This is a genomic window from Streptomyces sp. NPDC049627, assembly GCF_044465645.1.
GTDB lineage: Bacteria > Actinomycetota > Actinomycetes > Streptomycetales > Streptomycetaceae > Streptomyces.
Genome location: NZ_JBITLW010000009.1, coordinates 315,169 through 329,646, shown reverse-complemented (window position 1 = coordinate 329,646; position 14,478 = coordinate 315,169). Strand labels below are relative to the sequence as shown.

At 71.7% G+C, this 14,478-nt stretch carries 15 protein-coding genes; 6 read left to right on the top strand and 9 right to left on the bottom strand.

Annotation, left to right across the window (positions count from 1 at the left end):
- Positions 1-42: 42 nt before the first annotated feature.
- Positions 43-1,251, bottom strand: a complete 1,209-nt coding sequence (locus tag ACIBU0_RS25800) for a pyridoxal phosphate-dependent aminotransferase (protein WP_398822377.1) — start codon at positions 1,249-1,251, stop codon at positions 43-45.
- Positions 1,252-1,338: 87 nt separating this feature from the next.
- Here ACIBU0_RS25800 and ACIBU0_RS25795 point away from each other — a divergent pair, with 87 nt between their 5' ends.
- Positions 1,339-1,977, top strand: a complete 639-nt coding sequence (locus ACIBU0_RS25795) for a winged helix-turn-helix transcriptional regulator (protein ID WP_398822374.1) — start codon at positions 1,339-1,341, stop codon at positions 1,975-1,977.
- A gap of 48 nt (positions 1,978-2,025) precedes the next feature.
- Here the strand turns inward: ACIBU0_RS25795 and ACIBU0_RS25790 are convergent, their stop codons facing one another.
- The 4 genes from ACIBU0_RS25790 to ACIBU0_RS25775 all read right to left on the bottom strand — a co-directional run bounded on the left by ACIBU0_RS25790 (position 2,026) and on the right by ACIBU0_RS25775 (position 5,905).
- Positions 2,026-2,190 carry a hypothetical protein gene (locus tag ACIBU0_RS25790; protein ID WP_398822812.1) on the bottom strand — a complete coding sequence of 55 codons (165 nt, stop codon included), beginning with the start codon at positions 2,188-2,190 and terminating at the stop codon, positions 2,026-2,028.
- Positions 2,191-2,255: 65 nt separating this feature from the next.
- Positions 2,256-3,059: a hypothetical protein gene (locus ACIBU0_RS25785; RefSeq protein ID WP_398822371.1), complete on the bottom strand. Its 804-nt coding sequence runs from the start codon at positions 3,057-3,059 to the stop codon at positions 2,256-2,258.
- A complete protein-coding gene (locus ACIBU0_RS25780) occupies positions 3,059-4,324 on the bottom strand; it encodes a VWA domain-containing protein (RefSeq protein WP_398822368.1) in 1,266 nt (421 codons plus the stop codon). The genes ACIBU0_RS25785 and ACIBU0_RS25780 overlap by 1 nt, the downstream gene beginning before the upstream one ends.
- A gap of 66 nt (positions 4,325-4,390) precedes the next feature.
- Positions 4,391-5,905 (bottom strand): IucA/IucC family protein, encoded by a 1,515-nt coding sequence (locus tag ACIBU0_RS25775; protein WP_398822365.1) that lies wholly within the window; start codon positions 5,903-5,905, stop codon positions 4,391-4,393.
- A 94-nt stretch (positions 5,906-5,999) separates the two neighbouring features.
- Here ACIBU0_RS25775 and ACIBU0_RS25770 point away from each other — a divergent pair, with 94 nt between their 5' ends.
- Genes ACIBU0_RS25770 through ACIBU0_RS25760 form a run of 3 tightly spaced genes read left to right on the top strand, consistent with a single transcriptional unit; the run spans position 6,000 to position 8,718 of the window.
- Complete coding sequence (locus tag ACIBU0_RS25770) at positions 6,000-7,493, top strand: IucA/IucC family protein (RefSeq protein WP_398822362.1); 1,494 nt, start codon at positions 6,000-6,002, stop codon at positions 7,491-7,493.
- A 20-nt stretch (positions 7,494-7,513) separates the two neighbouring features.
- Complete coding sequence (locus ACIBU0_RS25765; protein WP_398822359.1) at positions 7,514-8,428, top strand: HipA family kinase; 915 nt, start codon at positions 7,514-7,516, stop codon at positions 8,426-8,428.
- Positions 8,425-8,718 carry a SelT/SelW/SelH family protein gene (locus ACIBU0_RS25760; RefSeq protein ID WP_398822356.1) on the top strand — a complete coding sequence of 98 codons (294 nt, stop codon included), beginning with the start codon at positions 8,425-8,427 and terminating at the stop codon, positions 8,716-8,718. The genes ACIBU0_RS25765 and ACIBU0_RS25760 overlap by 4 nt, the downstream gene beginning before the upstream one ends.
- On the opposite strand, the gene aceB is transcribed toward ACIBU0_RS25760, so the two are convergent.
- Together aceB and ACIBU0_RS25750 are read right to left on the bottom strand one after the other, a co-directional pair.
- Positions 8,708-10,330 carry a malate synthase A gene (gene aceB, locus ACIBU0_RS25755; protein ID WP_398822353.1) on the bottom strand — a complete coding sequence of 541 codons (1,623 nt, stop codon included), beginning with the start codon at positions 10,328-10,330 and terminating at the stop codon, positions 8,708-8,710. The two genes, ACIBU0_RS25760 and aceB, sit on opposite strands and share 11 nt — an antisense overlap.
- A 209-nt stretch (positions 10,331-10,539) precedes the next feature.
- Positions 10,540-11,142 (bottom strand): NTP transferase domain-containing protein, encoded by a 603-nt coding sequence (locus ACIBU0_RS25750; protein WP_398822350.1) that lies wholly within the window; start codon positions 11,140-11,142, stop codon positions 10,540-10,542.
- A gap of 212 nt (positions 11,143-11,354) precedes the next feature.
- On the opposite strand from ACIBU0_RS25750, the gene ACIBU0_RS25745 reads away from it, so the two are divergent.
- Positions 11,355-11,642: a DUF5955 family protein gene (locus tag ACIBU0_RS25745; protein ID WP_398822347.1), complete on the top strand. Its 288-nt coding sequence runs from the start codon at positions 11,355-11,357 to the stop codon at positions 11,640-11,642.
- 14 nt (positions 11,643-11,656) lie between these two features.
- Here ACIBU0_RS25745 and ACIBU0_RS25740 read toward each other — a convergent pair whose 3' ends face one another.
- Together ACIBU0_RS25740 and ACIBU0_RS25735 are read right to left on the bottom strand one after the other, a co-directional pair.
- Positions 11,657-11,965 (bottom strand): antibiotic biosynthesis monooxygenase family protein, encoded by a 309-nt coding sequence (locus ACIBU0_RS25740; RefSeq protein ID WP_398822344.1) that lies wholly within the window; start codon positions 11,963-11,965, stop codon positions 11,657-11,659.
- Between the two features lie 59 nt (positions 11,966-12,024).
- A complete protein-coding gene (locus ACIBU0_RS25735; RefSeq protein WP_398822342.1) occupies positions 12,025-12,825 on the bottom strand; it encodes an IclR family transcriptional regulator in 801 nt (266 codons plus the stop codon).
- 262 nt (positions 12,826-13,087) lie between these two features.
- Between ACIBU0_RS25735 and allB the strand changes: the two genes are divergently transcribed.
- Positions 13,088-14,428, top strand: a complete 1,341-nt coding sequence (gene allB / locus ACIBU0_RS25730) for an allantoinase AllB (RefSeq protein WP_398822339.1) — start codon at positions 13,088-13,090, stop codon at positions 14,426-14,428.
- The last annotated feature ends 50 nt before the right edge of the window (positions 14,429-14,478 follow it).

The following is a 14,478-nucleotide window of genomic DNA, read 5'->3' as shown; positions in this document are numbered from 1 at the left end:
CTCTCCGCGACCACGAATCCGCGAACATCCACAAGCCGGCGACTACTGCCGATACCCGCTCAGGAACCGCCCGATCCGCCCGATGGCCGCCTCCAGGTCCTCCGCGTACGGCAGCGTCAGGATCCGGAAGTGGTCGGGTGTCGGCCAGTTGAAGCCCGTGCCCTGGACCACCTGGATCTTCTCCCTCAGCAGCAGGTCCAGGACGAACTTCTCGTCGTCGTGGATCTTGTGCACCTTGGGGTCGAGGCGCGGGAACGCGTACAGCGCGCCCTTCGGCTTCACGCACGACACGCCGGGGATCTCGTTGAGCTTCTTCCAGGCGATGTCCCGCTGGTCGCGCAGCCGCCCGCCGGGGGCGGTGAGCTCCCGGATCGACTGGCGGCCGCCGAGCGCGGCCTGGATGGCGTACTGGGCGGGCGCGTTGGCGCACAGGCGCATGGAGGCCAGCATGGTCAGGCCCTCCAGGTAGTCCTTGGCGTGCTGCCGCGGGCCGGTGACCACCAGCCAGCCGGAGCGGAAGCCCGCCACCCGGTACGTCTTCGACAGGCCGCAGAAGGTGAGGACGACCAGATCGGGGGCGAGGGCCGCGGCCGAGTGGTGCACGGCGTCGTCGTACAGGATCTGGTCGTAGATCTCGTCGGCGAAGACCATCAGGCCGTGGCGGCGGGCGAGGTCGAGGATGCCCTCGACGATCTCCTTGGGGTAGACCGCGCCGGTGGGGTTGTTCGGGTTGATGATGACCACGGCCTTGGTGCGGTCCGTGATCTTCGACGCCATGTCGTCCAGGTCCGGGTACCAGTCGGCCTGCTCGTCGCAGAGGTAGTGGACCGCCTTGCCGCCGGCGAGGGTCGTCACCGCAGTCCACAGGGGGAAGTCCGGGGCGGGGATGAGGATTTCGTCGCCGTCCTCGACCAGTGCCTGTACGGCCATGGAGACCAGCTCGGACACGCCGTTGCCGAGGAAGACGTCGTCGACGCCGACCTCCAGGCCCAGGTTCTGGTACCGCTGGGCCACCGCACGGCGGGCGGAGAGGATGCCGCGCGAGTCGGTGTAGCCGTGCGCCTGGGGCAGCATCCGGATCATGTCCTGGAGGATCTCCTCCGGCGCCTCGAAGCCGAAGACCGCGGGGTTGCCCGTGTTCAGGCGCAGCACGCTGTGGCCCGCCTTCTCCAGCGCGTCGGCGTGCTCGATCACCGGGCCGCGGATCTCGTAGCAGACCTCGCTGAGCTTGTTCGACTGCCGGAACTCCATGCGCGCTCGCCTCTCCGGTTTCGTGTGTTGCTTGGTTTTACCAAGTTCGAGCTTGGAAAGTCCAACAACATGTCTAGACTGCGTCGCATGCCACCTCGCCGAAGCTACGACCAGTACTGTTCCGCCGCCCGTGCGCTCGACCTCGTCGGCGACCGCTGGACCCTGCTGATCGTCCGGGAGCTGCTGGCCGGACCGCGGCGCTACACCGACCTGCACGCCGATCTGCCGGGCGTCAGCACGGACGTACTCGCCTCACGGCTGAAGGACATGGAACGGGACGGGATCAGCACGCGGCGCCGGCTGCCGCCGCCCGGAGCGGCGTACGTGTACGAACTCACCCCGCGCGGACGGGAGTTGCTGCCGGTGCTCCAGGCGCTGGGCGAGTGGGGGCAGGCCGAGCTCGGCGAGCGGCGGCCCACCGACGCCGTGCGCGCGCACTGGTTCGCGCTGCCTCTGCTGCGGTTTCTGCGGAAAGAAGGGGCGGGGGAGGGGCTGGTCGAAGTCCGGCTGGAGGAGGGGTACTTCCATCTGTACGTCGGCGCCGAGGACGGGCCGGTCTACGGCGACGGGCCCGCTCCCCGGGAGCCGGATGCGCGGTTGGCGCTGGACTCCGTGACGTGCGAGGCGGTCGCGCGAGGGGAGTTGAGGGTGGCCGACGGCGTGCGGGACGGCCGTATCGAGGTCACCGGTGACGGAACCCTCGCCAAGATGCTGCGGGAGGGATGACGAAAGGGCCCGCTGTCGAGGAGACAGCGGACCCCTTGTGTCCGGGCGTCAGGTCCCTGGCGGTACCCGCGAAGGCCGCCCCGAGCCGCGCGTCAGCGCATACCCGCCGACACCCGCGAGCGCGGCCAGTGCGCCGCCGAGCGCCGTCCACACCCAGCGGTCGGACCACCAGCCGGACGACCAGCCGTCCTCGGGGTCGATGCTGGAGAGCACGGCCGACGCGGGCGAGGCGAAGGGGTCCGCCGTCGAGGAGACAGCGGACCCCCTGTGTCCGGGCGTCAGGTCCCTGGCGGTACCCGCGAAGGCCGCCCCGAGCCGCGCGTCAGCGCATACCCGCCGACACCCGCGAGCGCGGCCAGCACGCCGCCGATCGCCGTCCACACCCAGCGGTCGGACCACCAGCCGGACGACCAGCCGTCCTCGGGGTCGATGCTGGAGAGCACGGCCGACGCGGACGAATCGTCCTCGTCCCCCTGCGCCTCCATGGAAACGCCCGGCACCAGCGGCTCGGCCAGCGACCCGTCCACCGCCGCCGCCCCGCCGATGTCCTCGGAGTCGGCCCGGACCTCGGCGCCGACCGGCAGGCCGAGGTCGGAGGTGGGCAGGTCCACGACCGCCAGCCGGATGTAGTACGTCCCCGGCAGCGGGTCGTTCGCCCACGGTTCCGTCCAGGCCCGGACGGTCCGCAGGACGCAGGCCAGCTCCACGGAGGCGGCTCCCGCCGCCGCGGTGCGCGTCTGTGCCCCGTACTGGCAGGCCTGGCGGCGCCGCAGGCCGTCGAACACGTCGATCTGCCAGGTCTGGGCGGCGTGCGTGTCCGGCAGCTTCACCGTCGCCTTGACGGTCGGGCGCTGTCCGGCGTCCGCGGGGAACGACCAGTACAGGTAGTCACCGGCGGAGGCGCTCGCCGTGGCCGTCTGCCCCTGCTCCATCTCGGCCGCCGTACGGAAGGAGGTACCCGCCTCGGTCGGCGCGCCGCCGTCCTCAGACGCGCTCGGCGACGGCGAGGAGTCCGCGGCCGCCGGACCCGCCGCCAGCCCCAGCGTCAGCAGGGCGGCGCCCAGCACACGTGTGATCCGCATCAGTTGGTCCTCCAGACCGCGACCCGCCAGCGTGACAGCCAGCCCCAGACGAGACCGGCGAGGAAGCCGGTGAGGATCAGCGCGCCCAGCAGCCACCAGCCGCGCCCGAGACCGAAGGAGGCCACGTCGCTCGACGCCGACGGACCGTCCACGACGTCGACGGTCAGCTCCAGCGGCAGACCGGGCGTGGACTTCACGCCGGAGCCCGCCGAGAAGGAGTGGGTGACCTGCAGACAGACGGCCTCGGCGGTCGCGGTGTCCTCGTCGTCGCTCTCCTTCTTCGGATAGCGCAGACCGGTCGACACCACATCCGTACGGCCGTTGCCCGCAGCCTCACCGCGCACGATCTCCCGGCCGTTGGCGGTGACCGCCCGCAGCAGCACGCCGTACGACGGGTTCACGGCCCGGTCCGCCGACACGCTCACCGAGGCGCGCAGCTCCTGGCCGGGCTCGACGTCCACGCGGTACCAGCGCTGCTGCCCGAACTCCTCGCGGTCGTTGTACAGGCCGGACTTCAGGGTCGGTGCCTTCGCGCACTGCTCCGCACCCGTCGTCGCGACCGGCGTCACCACCGGGTCGGCCGCGCGGTCCACCAACTGGTTCACCTTGTCGGTGAGTTCGTCGGTGTGCTCGACCGAGGTGAACGTGCCGCCCGTCGCCTCGGCGATGCAGCTCAGCTGCTGACGCAGCTTGGTGTTCGGGACCAGGCCGAGCGTGTCGATGGTCAGCCCGATGCCCTTGGCGGCTATCTCCCGGGCCACCTCGCACGGGTCGAGCGGGGCGCAGGTGTCCTCGCCGTCGCTGATCAGCACGATGCGCTTGGAGCCCTCGCCGCCGTCGAGGTCGTCGGCCGCCTTCAGCAGCGCGGGGCCGATCGGCGTCCAGCCGGTGGGCGTGAGGGTCGCCACCGCCGTCTTGGCCTCGGTGCGGTCCAGCGGGCCGACCGGGTAGAGCTGCGCGGTGTCCTTGCAGCCCGTCCTGCGGTCGTCGCCCGGGTAGTTGGCGCCCAGCGTGCGGATACCGAGCTGGACCTCCTCGGGGGTGGCGTCCAGCACCTCGTTGAAGGCCTGCTTCGCCGCGGCCATCCGGGACTGGCCGTCGATGTCCTTCGCCCGCATCGAGCCGCTGACGTCGATCACGAGATCGACTTTAGGAGCGGTGGCGGTGGTCTCGTCGGCGACCGCCCCGGCCGGGAAGACCATCCCGGCCGCGAGCGCGGCGAGCAGGGCGCAGACCCCGGCCGCCAGCCGTTGTGTTCTGATCATCGGCGGATCCTATTGATCAGAGGTGTTCCGCTTCAAACGACGTCAGAAACGACGCCGGAAACGAGGTCAGAAGACCTCGGTGACCAGCGGATTGGGCAACTCGGCCCACTGATCCCCTGGTGTCCCCGGCGACAGCCGCATCAGTGTCAGCGCCTTCGTGGGCAGCGGCCGCGCCCGCAGGGCGGCGAGATCCGCGGTGTCCGGCAGCTCCCGTACGACCGCCTCCAGCGCCCCGCGCAACGCCGCCCCCGAACCGGCCGTACCCGCCAGTGCCCCGGCCACCAGCGAGCCGAACAGCTTGCGGCGCAGGGCCGGCACGTCGTCCGTGACGATACGGCCGGTCAGCTCCGGCACCGGGATGCCGTGCCGGGCCAGCCGGGCCGGACCGACGCGGATGTCGGCGAGGTCGCGGTAGACCAGACGCACCGGGGAGCCGTCGGCGGACAGCACCACGAGCAGGTTCTGGCCGTGCGCCTCCAGCGCCACCCCCTGCTCCAGCAGCCGCAGCCCCACGGTGAGGGCGAGACGCGTGAAGTCGGCCAGCCAGGCGGGGGAGTCGGGCAGCACGGTGGTGGCCAGCGCGGCCACCGGTATCACCCGCTCGCCCGGCCCCGCGTACGCCTGCGGCGACTCGCGCACCACGGCGGCCAGATCCGGCGAGTGGGCTGTGGCGGCCCCCAGGGTGCGGGTGACGTGCAGCAGCCCGTCCGTCCGCGCCGCGAGCGACTCCGCGAAGTCGGACAGGGTCGCGGACAGGGCGATCGAGTACTCCGAGATGTCCCGCACGGAGGACGTCAGCCGGGCGCTCAGCGCGGTCTTGACGTGCGGTCCGCCGGGCAGGGCGAGCGTGCGCAGGGACATCAGGGGGTGCGCGGCGACCGCGCCGTCACAGGGGTCGCAGGGACGCTTGAGCACATGCTCGGCCTGCCACGGATGCACCGGGATCAGCAGCCGCTCCCCGTCCCGCATCCCCTCCGGCCACGCGCCCGTCACCAGACACTCGCCCGCCCGCACCGCCACCGTCCCCAGGCGGACCACCGGCCGGTGCTCCGGCCCGTACGCCAGCTGCTCGGCGACCGAGAAGCCCGGACGGGACCGGCAGTTGGGATGGAACGGATGCCCGTCGACCACCCGCTGCTCCCACTCCCAGTCATGCCGGGGCCACTCCTTCGGCTGAGCTTCCTGCCCGGCCCGTGACAGCGCCAACGAGGCGACACTGTGGCCGAGTTCGGCCGCGAAGGGCGTGCCGTGCGGGACGGAGAGGACGGTCAGCAGCCGGGCCGGATCGTCGTACGCCGTCTCGTCGAGCCGGACGGCGGTGACGTACGCGGCGGTGGCGTACGGGTCCGCGTGCGGGCCGTGCAGCCGGCGGCCGTCGGCAAGGTACAGGGTGAGGCCCTCCCGGCCCGGCTCACGGCGGTCGATCCAGGGCAGCGGCTCGTGCGCGAGCGCGCGCCACAGCCGGGTCAGCACGGCCGCCCGGGCCCCGGGGAGCTCGGCCTGGTACCGCGACGCGAGATCGGGGCGCACTTCGGCCAGTTCGGCGGCGACCTCGGCCTCGGCGCTGGGGGAACGGTGCACGGGCGGGCTCCTCGGGTACGAGTAGGGCGTCGGGGCAGGCACCGACGACAGACATACTGATCGTCTCCCCGCAGATACGGACCGTAGAGAACGAGTGGATCGCGTGCACCTCAACCCCCCGCCCGCAGCCGACGTCGCGGCACGCGCCGACGCCCACGCGGTCACACCCCTGCTGAACTGCCTGCTGCGCGAGGTGGCCGAACCGCACCCGGGGTCCGGCGAACGGCTGGTGTACCGGCTGTCCGGCTCGGGCCGCCTGCTGCGCGTGCGCGGCGAGCGGCGGCCCGCCGAGCCCGAGGTGCGCGCGGCCGGCGCCTGGCAGCGCATCGACCACGCCGAACTGGTCAAACTCGTCGCCGACGAGCTGCGCCGGCACACCGGGACGTCCAACCACGAGCTGCCCGCCGAGATGCTCGACAGCCGGGAGGCGGTGGCCGCGCTGCTCGCGGCACGCGCGCGTGCCGTGCCTCCGGACGACCTCTACCTGCGCTCCGAGCAGTCCCTCCTCACCGGCCACCCCTACCACCCCGCCCCCAAGGCACGCGGCGGCGGCCCGGTCACGGCCTGGCTGCCGTACGCCCCCGAAGCACACGCCCGTTTCCCGCTGACGCTGCTCGGCCTGCGCGAGGACGCGGTCGCCGAGGAGGGCGACAGCCGCGCCCTGGACGCCCTCGGCGAGGCCCCGCCCGGCTACCGGCTGCTGCCCGCGCACCCCTGGCAGCTCGACCTGGTCGACCTGGCGCCGGCCTTCGCCGACGGCCGGCTGATCCGGCTGGGCACGACCGACTGCGAGGCCTGGCCGACGGCCGCGATCCGCACCCTCTACGTCCCCGAGCACGACCTGTTCCTGAAGTTCAGCCTCGACGTGCGGATCACGAACGACATCCGTCGGCTGTGGCGCCACGACCTGCTGAAACTGCGCCGCACCGACGCGGCGGCCACGGCCGCCTTCGTCACCGGCCGGGCGGCCTGGCTGAGCGACCGCGGCTACCGCACCGCCGGCTTCGCCTTCGAGGAACTCGCCGTCCTCGTCCGCGACGGCTTCCACGGCCGGCTGCTGCCCGGCACGACCCCTCTGCTCGCCGCCGCCCTCGTGGAGGGCTTCGAGGGCAGCCCGCTCGACGGTACGGCGGACCCGGCGGCCTGGTGGGAGGCGTACCTCGGCGCGGTCGTACCGCCCGCCCTCGCGGCCTTCGCCGAGCACGGCGTCGTACTCGAAGCGCATCTGCAGAACACGCTCGTCGCCGTCGACGCCGACGGCACACCGGTACAGGCCCTGTTCCGGGATGCCGAGGGCGTGAAGCTGCTGCCGGACGTGACCCGGGCGGCGGCCTGGGAGCGGCTGGTGTACTGCCTGGTCGTCAACCACCTCGTGGAGGTCGCCGGCGCCCTGGCCGAACGCCACCCGCCCCTGAACCCCTGGCCCGCCGTACGCCGCGAACTCGCCCGCCACGACCTCCCCGAGATCACCGGCCTGCTCACCGCACCCACCCTGCCCGGCAAGACGAACCTGCTCCTGCGCTGGACGAACGCCGACGGCGCCGACGCCCGCTACCGGCCCCTGCCGAACCCGCTGGCCCGTACATGATCTGAATTACCCTGGCCGGTGTGCTGCGCGACGTGACTGCTGTTCGATACGTGACCCCGCTGCGGTCCGGCGGCTCCGTGCCCGGAGTCGTCGAGGCCGACGACCTGGGCACGTACGTCGTGAAGTTCACCGGCTCCGCGCAGGGCCGCAAGGCGCTCGTCGCCGAGGTCATCGTCGGCGAACTGGCCCGTGCGCTGGGGCTGCGCTTCCCCGAGCTGGTCCTGGTCCACTTCGATCCCGCGATCGCCGACAGCGAGCCGCACCAGGAGGTCCGGGAACTGCACGCGTCCAGCGCGGGGATCAACCTCGGCATGGACTACCTGCCGGGCGCGAAGGACTTCACCCCCGAGGTCGCCCGGCACTTCCGCGTGGACCCGCTGGAGGCCGGCCGCATCGTCTGGCTGGACGCGCTGACGGCGAACGTCGACCGTACGGTCCACAGCTCCAACCTGATGGTCTGGCCCACGCTGGGGACCGTTCCGCCGCGCCTGTGGCTCATCGACCACGGCGCCGCGCTCGTCTTCCACCACCGCTGGGACGGCACGGACCCCGCCAAGGTCTACGACTTCCGTCACCACGCCCTCGGCCACTGTGCCCCCGACGTGCGCGCGGCCGACGCGCAGCTGGCGCCGAAGGTCACCGAGGCACTGCTGCGGGAGATCGTCGCCCAGGTCCCGGACGCATGGCTGAGCGCCGAGCCGGGCTTCATGAGCCCCGGGGAGGTCCGCGAGGCCTACATCGCCTACCTCCACGCGCGCGTACAGGCCTCCTCGGCCTGGCTGCCCACCGACTTCCCCTCCCGGGAGGAACTCGCCGCCGAGGAGGCCCAGCGCGCGGCGAGGAACCAGCAAGGACGCCCCGCATGGCTCAAGCAGGTCCCCGACCTGCACGGCAAGCCCGCGGCCCAACAGGATTGGTCGGTGCACCTCGGATGAGTGGCCGTGTCGAGATCGAGTACTGCACCCAGTGCCGCTGGCTGCCGCGTGCGGCATGGCTGGCCCAGGAGCTGCTCACGACCTTCGAGACCGAGCTGACGGAACTCGCCCTGAAGCCGGGCAAGGGCGGCGTCTTCGTCGTCCGCGTCGACGGCGAGGTGGTCTGGGACCGCCGTGAACAGGGCTTCCCGGAGCCGACGGCCGTGAAGCAGGCCGTACGCGACCGAGTGGCCCCGGGAAGGTCCCTGGGCCACTCGGACAGGTCCGCGCAGGAGGACGTCAGCCCTTGAGCTGCTCGTACGCCGGCAGCGTCAGGAAGTCCGCGTAGTCCTCGTCGAGGGAGACCTCCAGGAGCAGGTCGTGGGCCTGCTGCCAGTGGCCGGCCGCGAAGGCCTCCTCGCCGATCTCGGCGCGGATGTTCGCCAGTTCCTCGGCGGCGACCTTGCGGGCCAGCTCCGGGGTGGCCTTCTCGCCGTTCTCGAACTCGACGCCCGCGTTGATCCACTGCCAGATCTGCGAGCGGGAGATCTCGGCGGTGGCCGCGTCCTCCATGAGGTTGAAGATGGCGACCGCGCCCAGCCCGCGCAGCCAGGCCTCGATGTAACGGATGCCGACCTGGACGGCGTTGACCAGGCCCGGGTACGTCGGCTTGGCGTCCAGGGAGTCGACGGCGATCAGGTCGGCCGCCTCGACGCGGACGTCCTCGCGCAGCCGGTCCTTCTGGTTCGGCTTGTCGCCGAGGACCTTGTCGAAGGACTCCATGGCGATCGGGACCAGGTCGGGGTGGGCGACCCAGGAGCCGTCGAAGCCGTCGCCGGCCTCGCGGTCCTTGTCGGCGCGGACCTTCTCGAAGGCGACCTTGTTGACCTCGGCGTCGCGGCGGGACGGGATGAACGCCGCCATGCCGCCGATCGCGTGCGCACCGCGCTTGTGGCAGGTGCGGACGAGGAGTTCGGTGTACGCGCGCATGAACGGGGCCGTCATGGTGACCGCGTTGCGGTCCGGCAGGACGAACTTGGCGCCGCCGTCACGGAAGTTCTTGACGATGGAGAACAGGTAGTCCCAGCGGCCGGCGTTCAGTCCGGAGGCGTGGTCGCGCAGTTCGTGGAGGATCTCCTCCATCTCGTACGCCGCCGTGATCGTCTCGATCAGGACGGTCGCGCGGACGGTGCCCTGCGGGATGCCCACATAGTCCTGCGCGAAGACGAACACGTCGTTCCAGAGGCGGGCCTCCAGGTGCGACTCCGTCTTCGGGAGGTAGAAGTACGGGCCCTTGCCGAGGTCGAGCAGGCGCTGGGCGTTGTGGAAGAAGTACAGGCCGAAGTCGACGAAGGCGCCGGGCACCGGCTGCCCGTCGACCTGGAGGTGACGCTCGTTCAGGTGCCAGCCGCGCGGGCGCATGACGACGGTCGCGAGCTCGTCGTTCGGGCGCAGGGCGTACGACTTGCCGGACCTCGGGTCGGTGAAGTCGATGTTCCGGGTGTAGGCGTCGATCAGGTTGAGCTGGCCGAGGACGACGTTCTCCCAGGTCGGAGCGGAGGCGTCCTCGAAGTCCGCGAGCCAGATCTTCGCACCCGAGTTGAGGGCGTTGATGGTCATCTTGCGGTCGGTGGGGCCGGTGATCTCGACCCGGCGGTCCTGCAGCGCGGGCGGGCAGGGGGCCACGCGCCAGGAGTCGTCCGCGCGGATCGCGGCGGTCTCCGGGAGGAAGTCGAGGGTGGAGGTGCGGGCGATCTCGGCGCGGCGCTCCGCACGGCGGGCGAGGAGTTCGTCACGCCGGGGCGTGAACCGGCGGTGCAGCTCGGCCACGAAGGCGAGGGCCGCCTCGTTAAGGACCTCCTCCTGCCGGGGCAGGGGCTCGGCGTCGACGATGGCCAGCGGGGACGGCGCTGGTGCGGACATGAGCGTCACTTCCTTCAGCGAGCTACAAGCGACTTGCGTACGAGCGTTGGCACCGGGTGCCAGTCTTCCCGGATACAGCGGGGAGCGCCCGCGGAGCGGTCGGGCGCTTCTGAACAGTGGATACTAGTTTCCTCATGGTGGAAGTTCAATGGTTTGTTGACATCGAGATTCTCTGAGTCGAGGCAAGGTGGCGCTCAGTGCCACCACGCTCACTCAAGGTGGCCCAGATCGGCCGCCGTGTCGATGTCGTACGGCCGGGCCACGTCCCCGCACTCGACGAGCCCGATCGCCTCCTCGCGCTCCTTCAGATAGGTGCGTGCCCCCCGGTCGCCGGTCGCGGTCGCCGCGATGCCCGCCCAGTGGGCGGCGCCGAACAGCACGGGATGCCCGCGTACCCCGTCGTACGCGGCCGAGACCAGTGACTGCTCGCCCTCGTACGCGGCGAGCACCCGGGCCACCGCCTCCGGTCCGATGCCGGGCTGGTCGACGAGCGAGACGAGCGCCGCCCGCGCCCCCGTGTCCGCGAGCGACGCGAGCCCGGCACGCAGGGAGGAGCCCATCCCCTCGGCCCAGTCCGGGTTCTCCACCAGCACGCAGTCACCGAGCGCGGCCTGCTCGCGTACGGCGTCCGCCCGCGCGCCCAGCACGACGTGCACACGGGTGCAGCCGGCCGCGCGCAGCACCCCGACGGCGTGCTCGACGAGGGGGCGGCCGCGGTGCCGGAGCAGTGCCTTGGGCCGTCCGCCGAGCCGCCGTCCGCCGCCGGCGGCGAGGAGCAGACCGGCGACCGGCGGTGCTTCTTTCTCAGTCATGCGTCCTGCATACCTGACGCCCGCGCGAGCGCCCGGTCCCCCAGGGCTGAATTTCCGTCCGTACGGTGGCACATCCCGCGCCGGGTGGGTTTACTGACCCGCGTCCCCGGCGCCCGGCTGTTGTCAGGGGTGCTCGACGGGGAAGCGGGACTGCTGGCGCACAACGGCGTGCGAGGGGGAGTGCTGTGTTGCGGAGCTTGGGACAGAGGCTGGTGACGGGCAGCGACGAGGACCCGAGGGTGGCGGAACTGCGGACGGCGGTGTCCCGTCTGCGCCGCGAACTCGCCGCGCACCCGGCCGAGTTCCCGGACCGGGGGATCGCCGAGGACGAACTCGCCGCGCTGGCCGCGATGACGATCGACGGCGTGCCGGAGATGCCGCGGCTGCGCAGGTCGCTGCTGTTGATCGCGGGGGCGATCGGGTCCGTCAGCGCGCTGTCCCGCGGCCTTACGGATGTACGCGACGCGGTGGACCTGTTCGGGGAGCCGCCGCGCCGCTGAATCGCGCCCCGCGCTCAGATGTCGACGACGACCTCGTACCCGCCGCTTTGCATGTCGTCGCACAGGACGTAGGCGGCGTCGAAGTGCTCCTTGAACTCGGGGTCGCCCTGCCAGGCGCGCATCGAGTCGAGGTCCTGCCAGGTGGCGAAGGACACGAAGGAGTTCGGGTTCCGGAGGTCCCGGATCAGGCGGGCGCCGAGGAACCCCTGGTGCGCGTCCTTGGTCCAGGTGAGGAATTCCCGCCAGCGCTCGACGAACTCGTCGGCGCTCCCTTCCTTTACCTGCCACTTCCCCGAGGACCAGTGCTTGTTCTCCTGCAGCATGGTGGCCACCTCGCTCCGCTGACGGCCCCCTGTCCTCAGGGTAGGCGCGCCAGGGGGAACTACGCCGTCGGGGTCGAACTCGCCAGTGCCTCGGACAGTTCCGAGGCCACCTGCTGCAGCACCGGCACGATCTTCTCCGTCGCCGCCTCCGTGACGCGGCCGGCCGGGCCGGAGATCGAGATGGCGGCGGCGGTGGGGGAGTCGGGCACGGAGACCGCGAGGCAGCGGACGCCGACCTCCTGCTCGTTGTCGTCGATCGCGTAACCGCTGCGCCGCACCTCCGCGAGGGCGGCGAGGAAGCCGTCCGGGGTGGTGATCGTCTTCTCGGTCGCGGCCGGCATCCCGGTGCGGGACAGCAGGGCGCGCACCTCGTCGTCCGGGGTGTTCGCGAGCAGCGCCTTGCCGACGCCCGTGGAGTGCGGCAGCACGCGCCGGCCGACCTCGGTGAACATGCGCATCGAGTGCTTGGACGGCACCTGGGCGACGTACACGATCTCGTCGCCGTCGAGCAGGGCCATGTTCGCCGTCTCGCCGGTCTCCTCGACCAGCCGGGCCAGGTAGGGCCGGGCCCACGTGCCCAGCAGCCGGGAGGCGGACTCGCCGAGGCGGATCAGACGCGGGCCGAGGGCGTAGCGGCGGTTGGGCTGCTGGCGTACATAGCCGCACACGACGAGCGTGCGCATGAGGCGGTGGATGGTGGGCAGCGGCAGTCCGCTGCTCGCGGACAGCTCGCTCAGGCCGACCTCGCCGCCCGCGTCCGCCATCCGCTCGAGCAGGTCGAAGGCGCGCTCGAGGGACTGAACGCCACCACTGGCGTTGGACCTGGCGGAGTCGGTGGTGCTGGCGCTGGACGTCGGCACGGCACGTTCCTTTCGGGACCGGTGGGAGGGCAGAAGCCTACCCGTCAGTCGGTTGACTCCCCGCTTGTACGTAGCTACGTTCTGCTTGCTGGAATTCTAATTCCGCTTTGTGGAAACGTCCAGAGTGTTCGCCCAGGGTGCACTGTGGAGAAGTGTGCCCTTGACGGCACGAGAGCGGGAGTGAAGACTCCTTCAACAGAAAGTTGAATTCCGTTACGCGGAAGTAAAACGCGGAAGCAAACGGCGGCAGAGAGGGGTCCGGGTGTCCGACGCTGAACTGGTGCTGCGCTCGAGGCGCGTCATCACTCCGGAAGGGACGCGGTCCGCGTCGGTCGCGGTCTCCGCCGGCAAGATCACGGCCGTACTCCCGTACGACGCCGAAGTCCCGTCCGGCGCCCGGCTGGAGGACCTCGGCGACGACGTCCTGCTGCCCGGCCTGGTCGACACGCACGTGCACGTCAACGACCCCGGCCGCACCGAGTGGGAGGGCTTCTGGACCGCCACGCGCGCGGCGGCGGCCGGCGGCATCACCACCCTCGTCGACATGCCGCTCAACTCCCTCCCGCCGACCACCACGGTCGACCACCTCCGCACCAAGCAGGACGTGGCCGCCGACAAGGCGCACATCGACGTCGGCTTCTGGGGCGGCGCCCTGCCCGACAACGTCAAGGACCTGCGCCCGCTGCACGAGGCCGGCGTCTTCGGCTTCAAGGCCTTCCTGTCCCCGTCCGGCGTGGACGAGTTCCCGCACCTGTCCCAGGACCGGCTGGCCCAGTCCCTGGCCGAGATCGCCTCCTTCGGCGGCCTGCTGATCGTGCACGCCGAGGACCCGCACCACCTCGACGCCGCCCCGCAGCAGGGCGGCCCCAAGTACGCCGACTTCCTGGCCTCGCGACCGCGCGACGCGGAGGACACGGCGATCGCCCAGCTGATCGCCCAGGCAAAGCGCCTCCACGCGCGCGTGCACGTCCTCCACCTGTCGTCGAGCGACGCGCTGCCGCTGATCGCCGAGGCCAAGCGGGAAGGCGTACGGATCACCGTCGAGACCTGCCCGCACTACCTGACCCTGACCGCCGAGGAAGTCCCCGACGGCGCCAGCGAGTTCAAGTGCTGCCCGCCGATCCGCGAGTCCGCCAACCAGGACCTGCTCTGGCAGGCGCTGGCCGACGGCACGATCGACTGTGTGGTCACCGACCACTCCCCGTCCACGGCCGACCTGAAGACCGACGACTTCGCGACGGCCTGGGGCGGCATCTCCGGCCTCCAGCTGAGCCTGGCGGCGGTGTGGACCGAGGCCCGCAGGCGCGGGCACGGCCTGGAGGACGTGGTCCGCTGGATGTCCGCGCGGACGGCCGCGCTGGTGGGCCTCGACGACCGCAAGGGCGCCATCGAGGCGGGCCGCGACGCAGACTTCGCCGTCCTCGCGCCCGACGAGACGTTCACCGTCGACCCGGCGGCCCTCCAGCACCGCAACCGTGTGACGGCGTACGCGGGCAAGACCCTGTACGGCGTGGTGAAGTCCACCTGGCTGCGCGGCGAACGCATCGTCGCGGACGGCGAGTTCACCGAACCGAAGGGCCAACTGCTCACCCGCGCCCACTGACCGACTCCCCCGCACCCGCAGCGGCCGATCCGAAAGGCAGACCTGATCAC

Coding starts and splice junctions, on each gene's coding strand:
- ACIBU0_RS25800 (WP_398822377.1), bottom strand. CDS start 1,251: ATGGAGTTCCGGCAGTCGAACAAGCTCAGCGAGGTCTGCTACGAGATC.
- ACIBU0_RS25795 (WP_398822374.1), top strand. CDS start 1,339: ATGCCACCTCGCCGAAGCTACGACCAGTACTGTTCCGCCGCCCGTGCG.
- ACIBU0_RS25785 (WP_398822371.1), bottom strand. CDS start 3,059: ATGCGGATCACACGTGTGCTGGGCGCCGCCCTGCTGACGCTGGGGCTG.
- ACIBU0_RS25780 (WP_398822368.1), bottom strand. CDS start 4,324: ATGATCAGAACACAACGGCTGGCGGCCGGGGTCTGCGCCCTGCTCGCC.
- ACIBU0_RS25760 (WP_398822356.1), top strand. CDS start 8,425: ATGAGTGGCCGTGTCGAGATCGAGTACTGCACCCAGTGCCGCTGGCTG.
- aceB (WP_398822353.1), bottom strand. CDS start 10,330: ATGTCCGCACCAGCGCCGTCCCCGCTGGCCATCGTCGACGCCGAGCCC.
- ACIBU0_RS25750 (WP_398822350.1), bottom strand. CDS start 11,142: ATGACTGAGAAAGAAGCACCGCCGGTCGCCGGTCTGCTCCTCGCCGCC.
- ACIBU0_RS25740 (WP_398822344.1), bottom strand. CDS start 11,965: ATGCTGCAGGAGAACAAGCACTGGTCCTCGGGGAAGTGGCAGGTAAAG.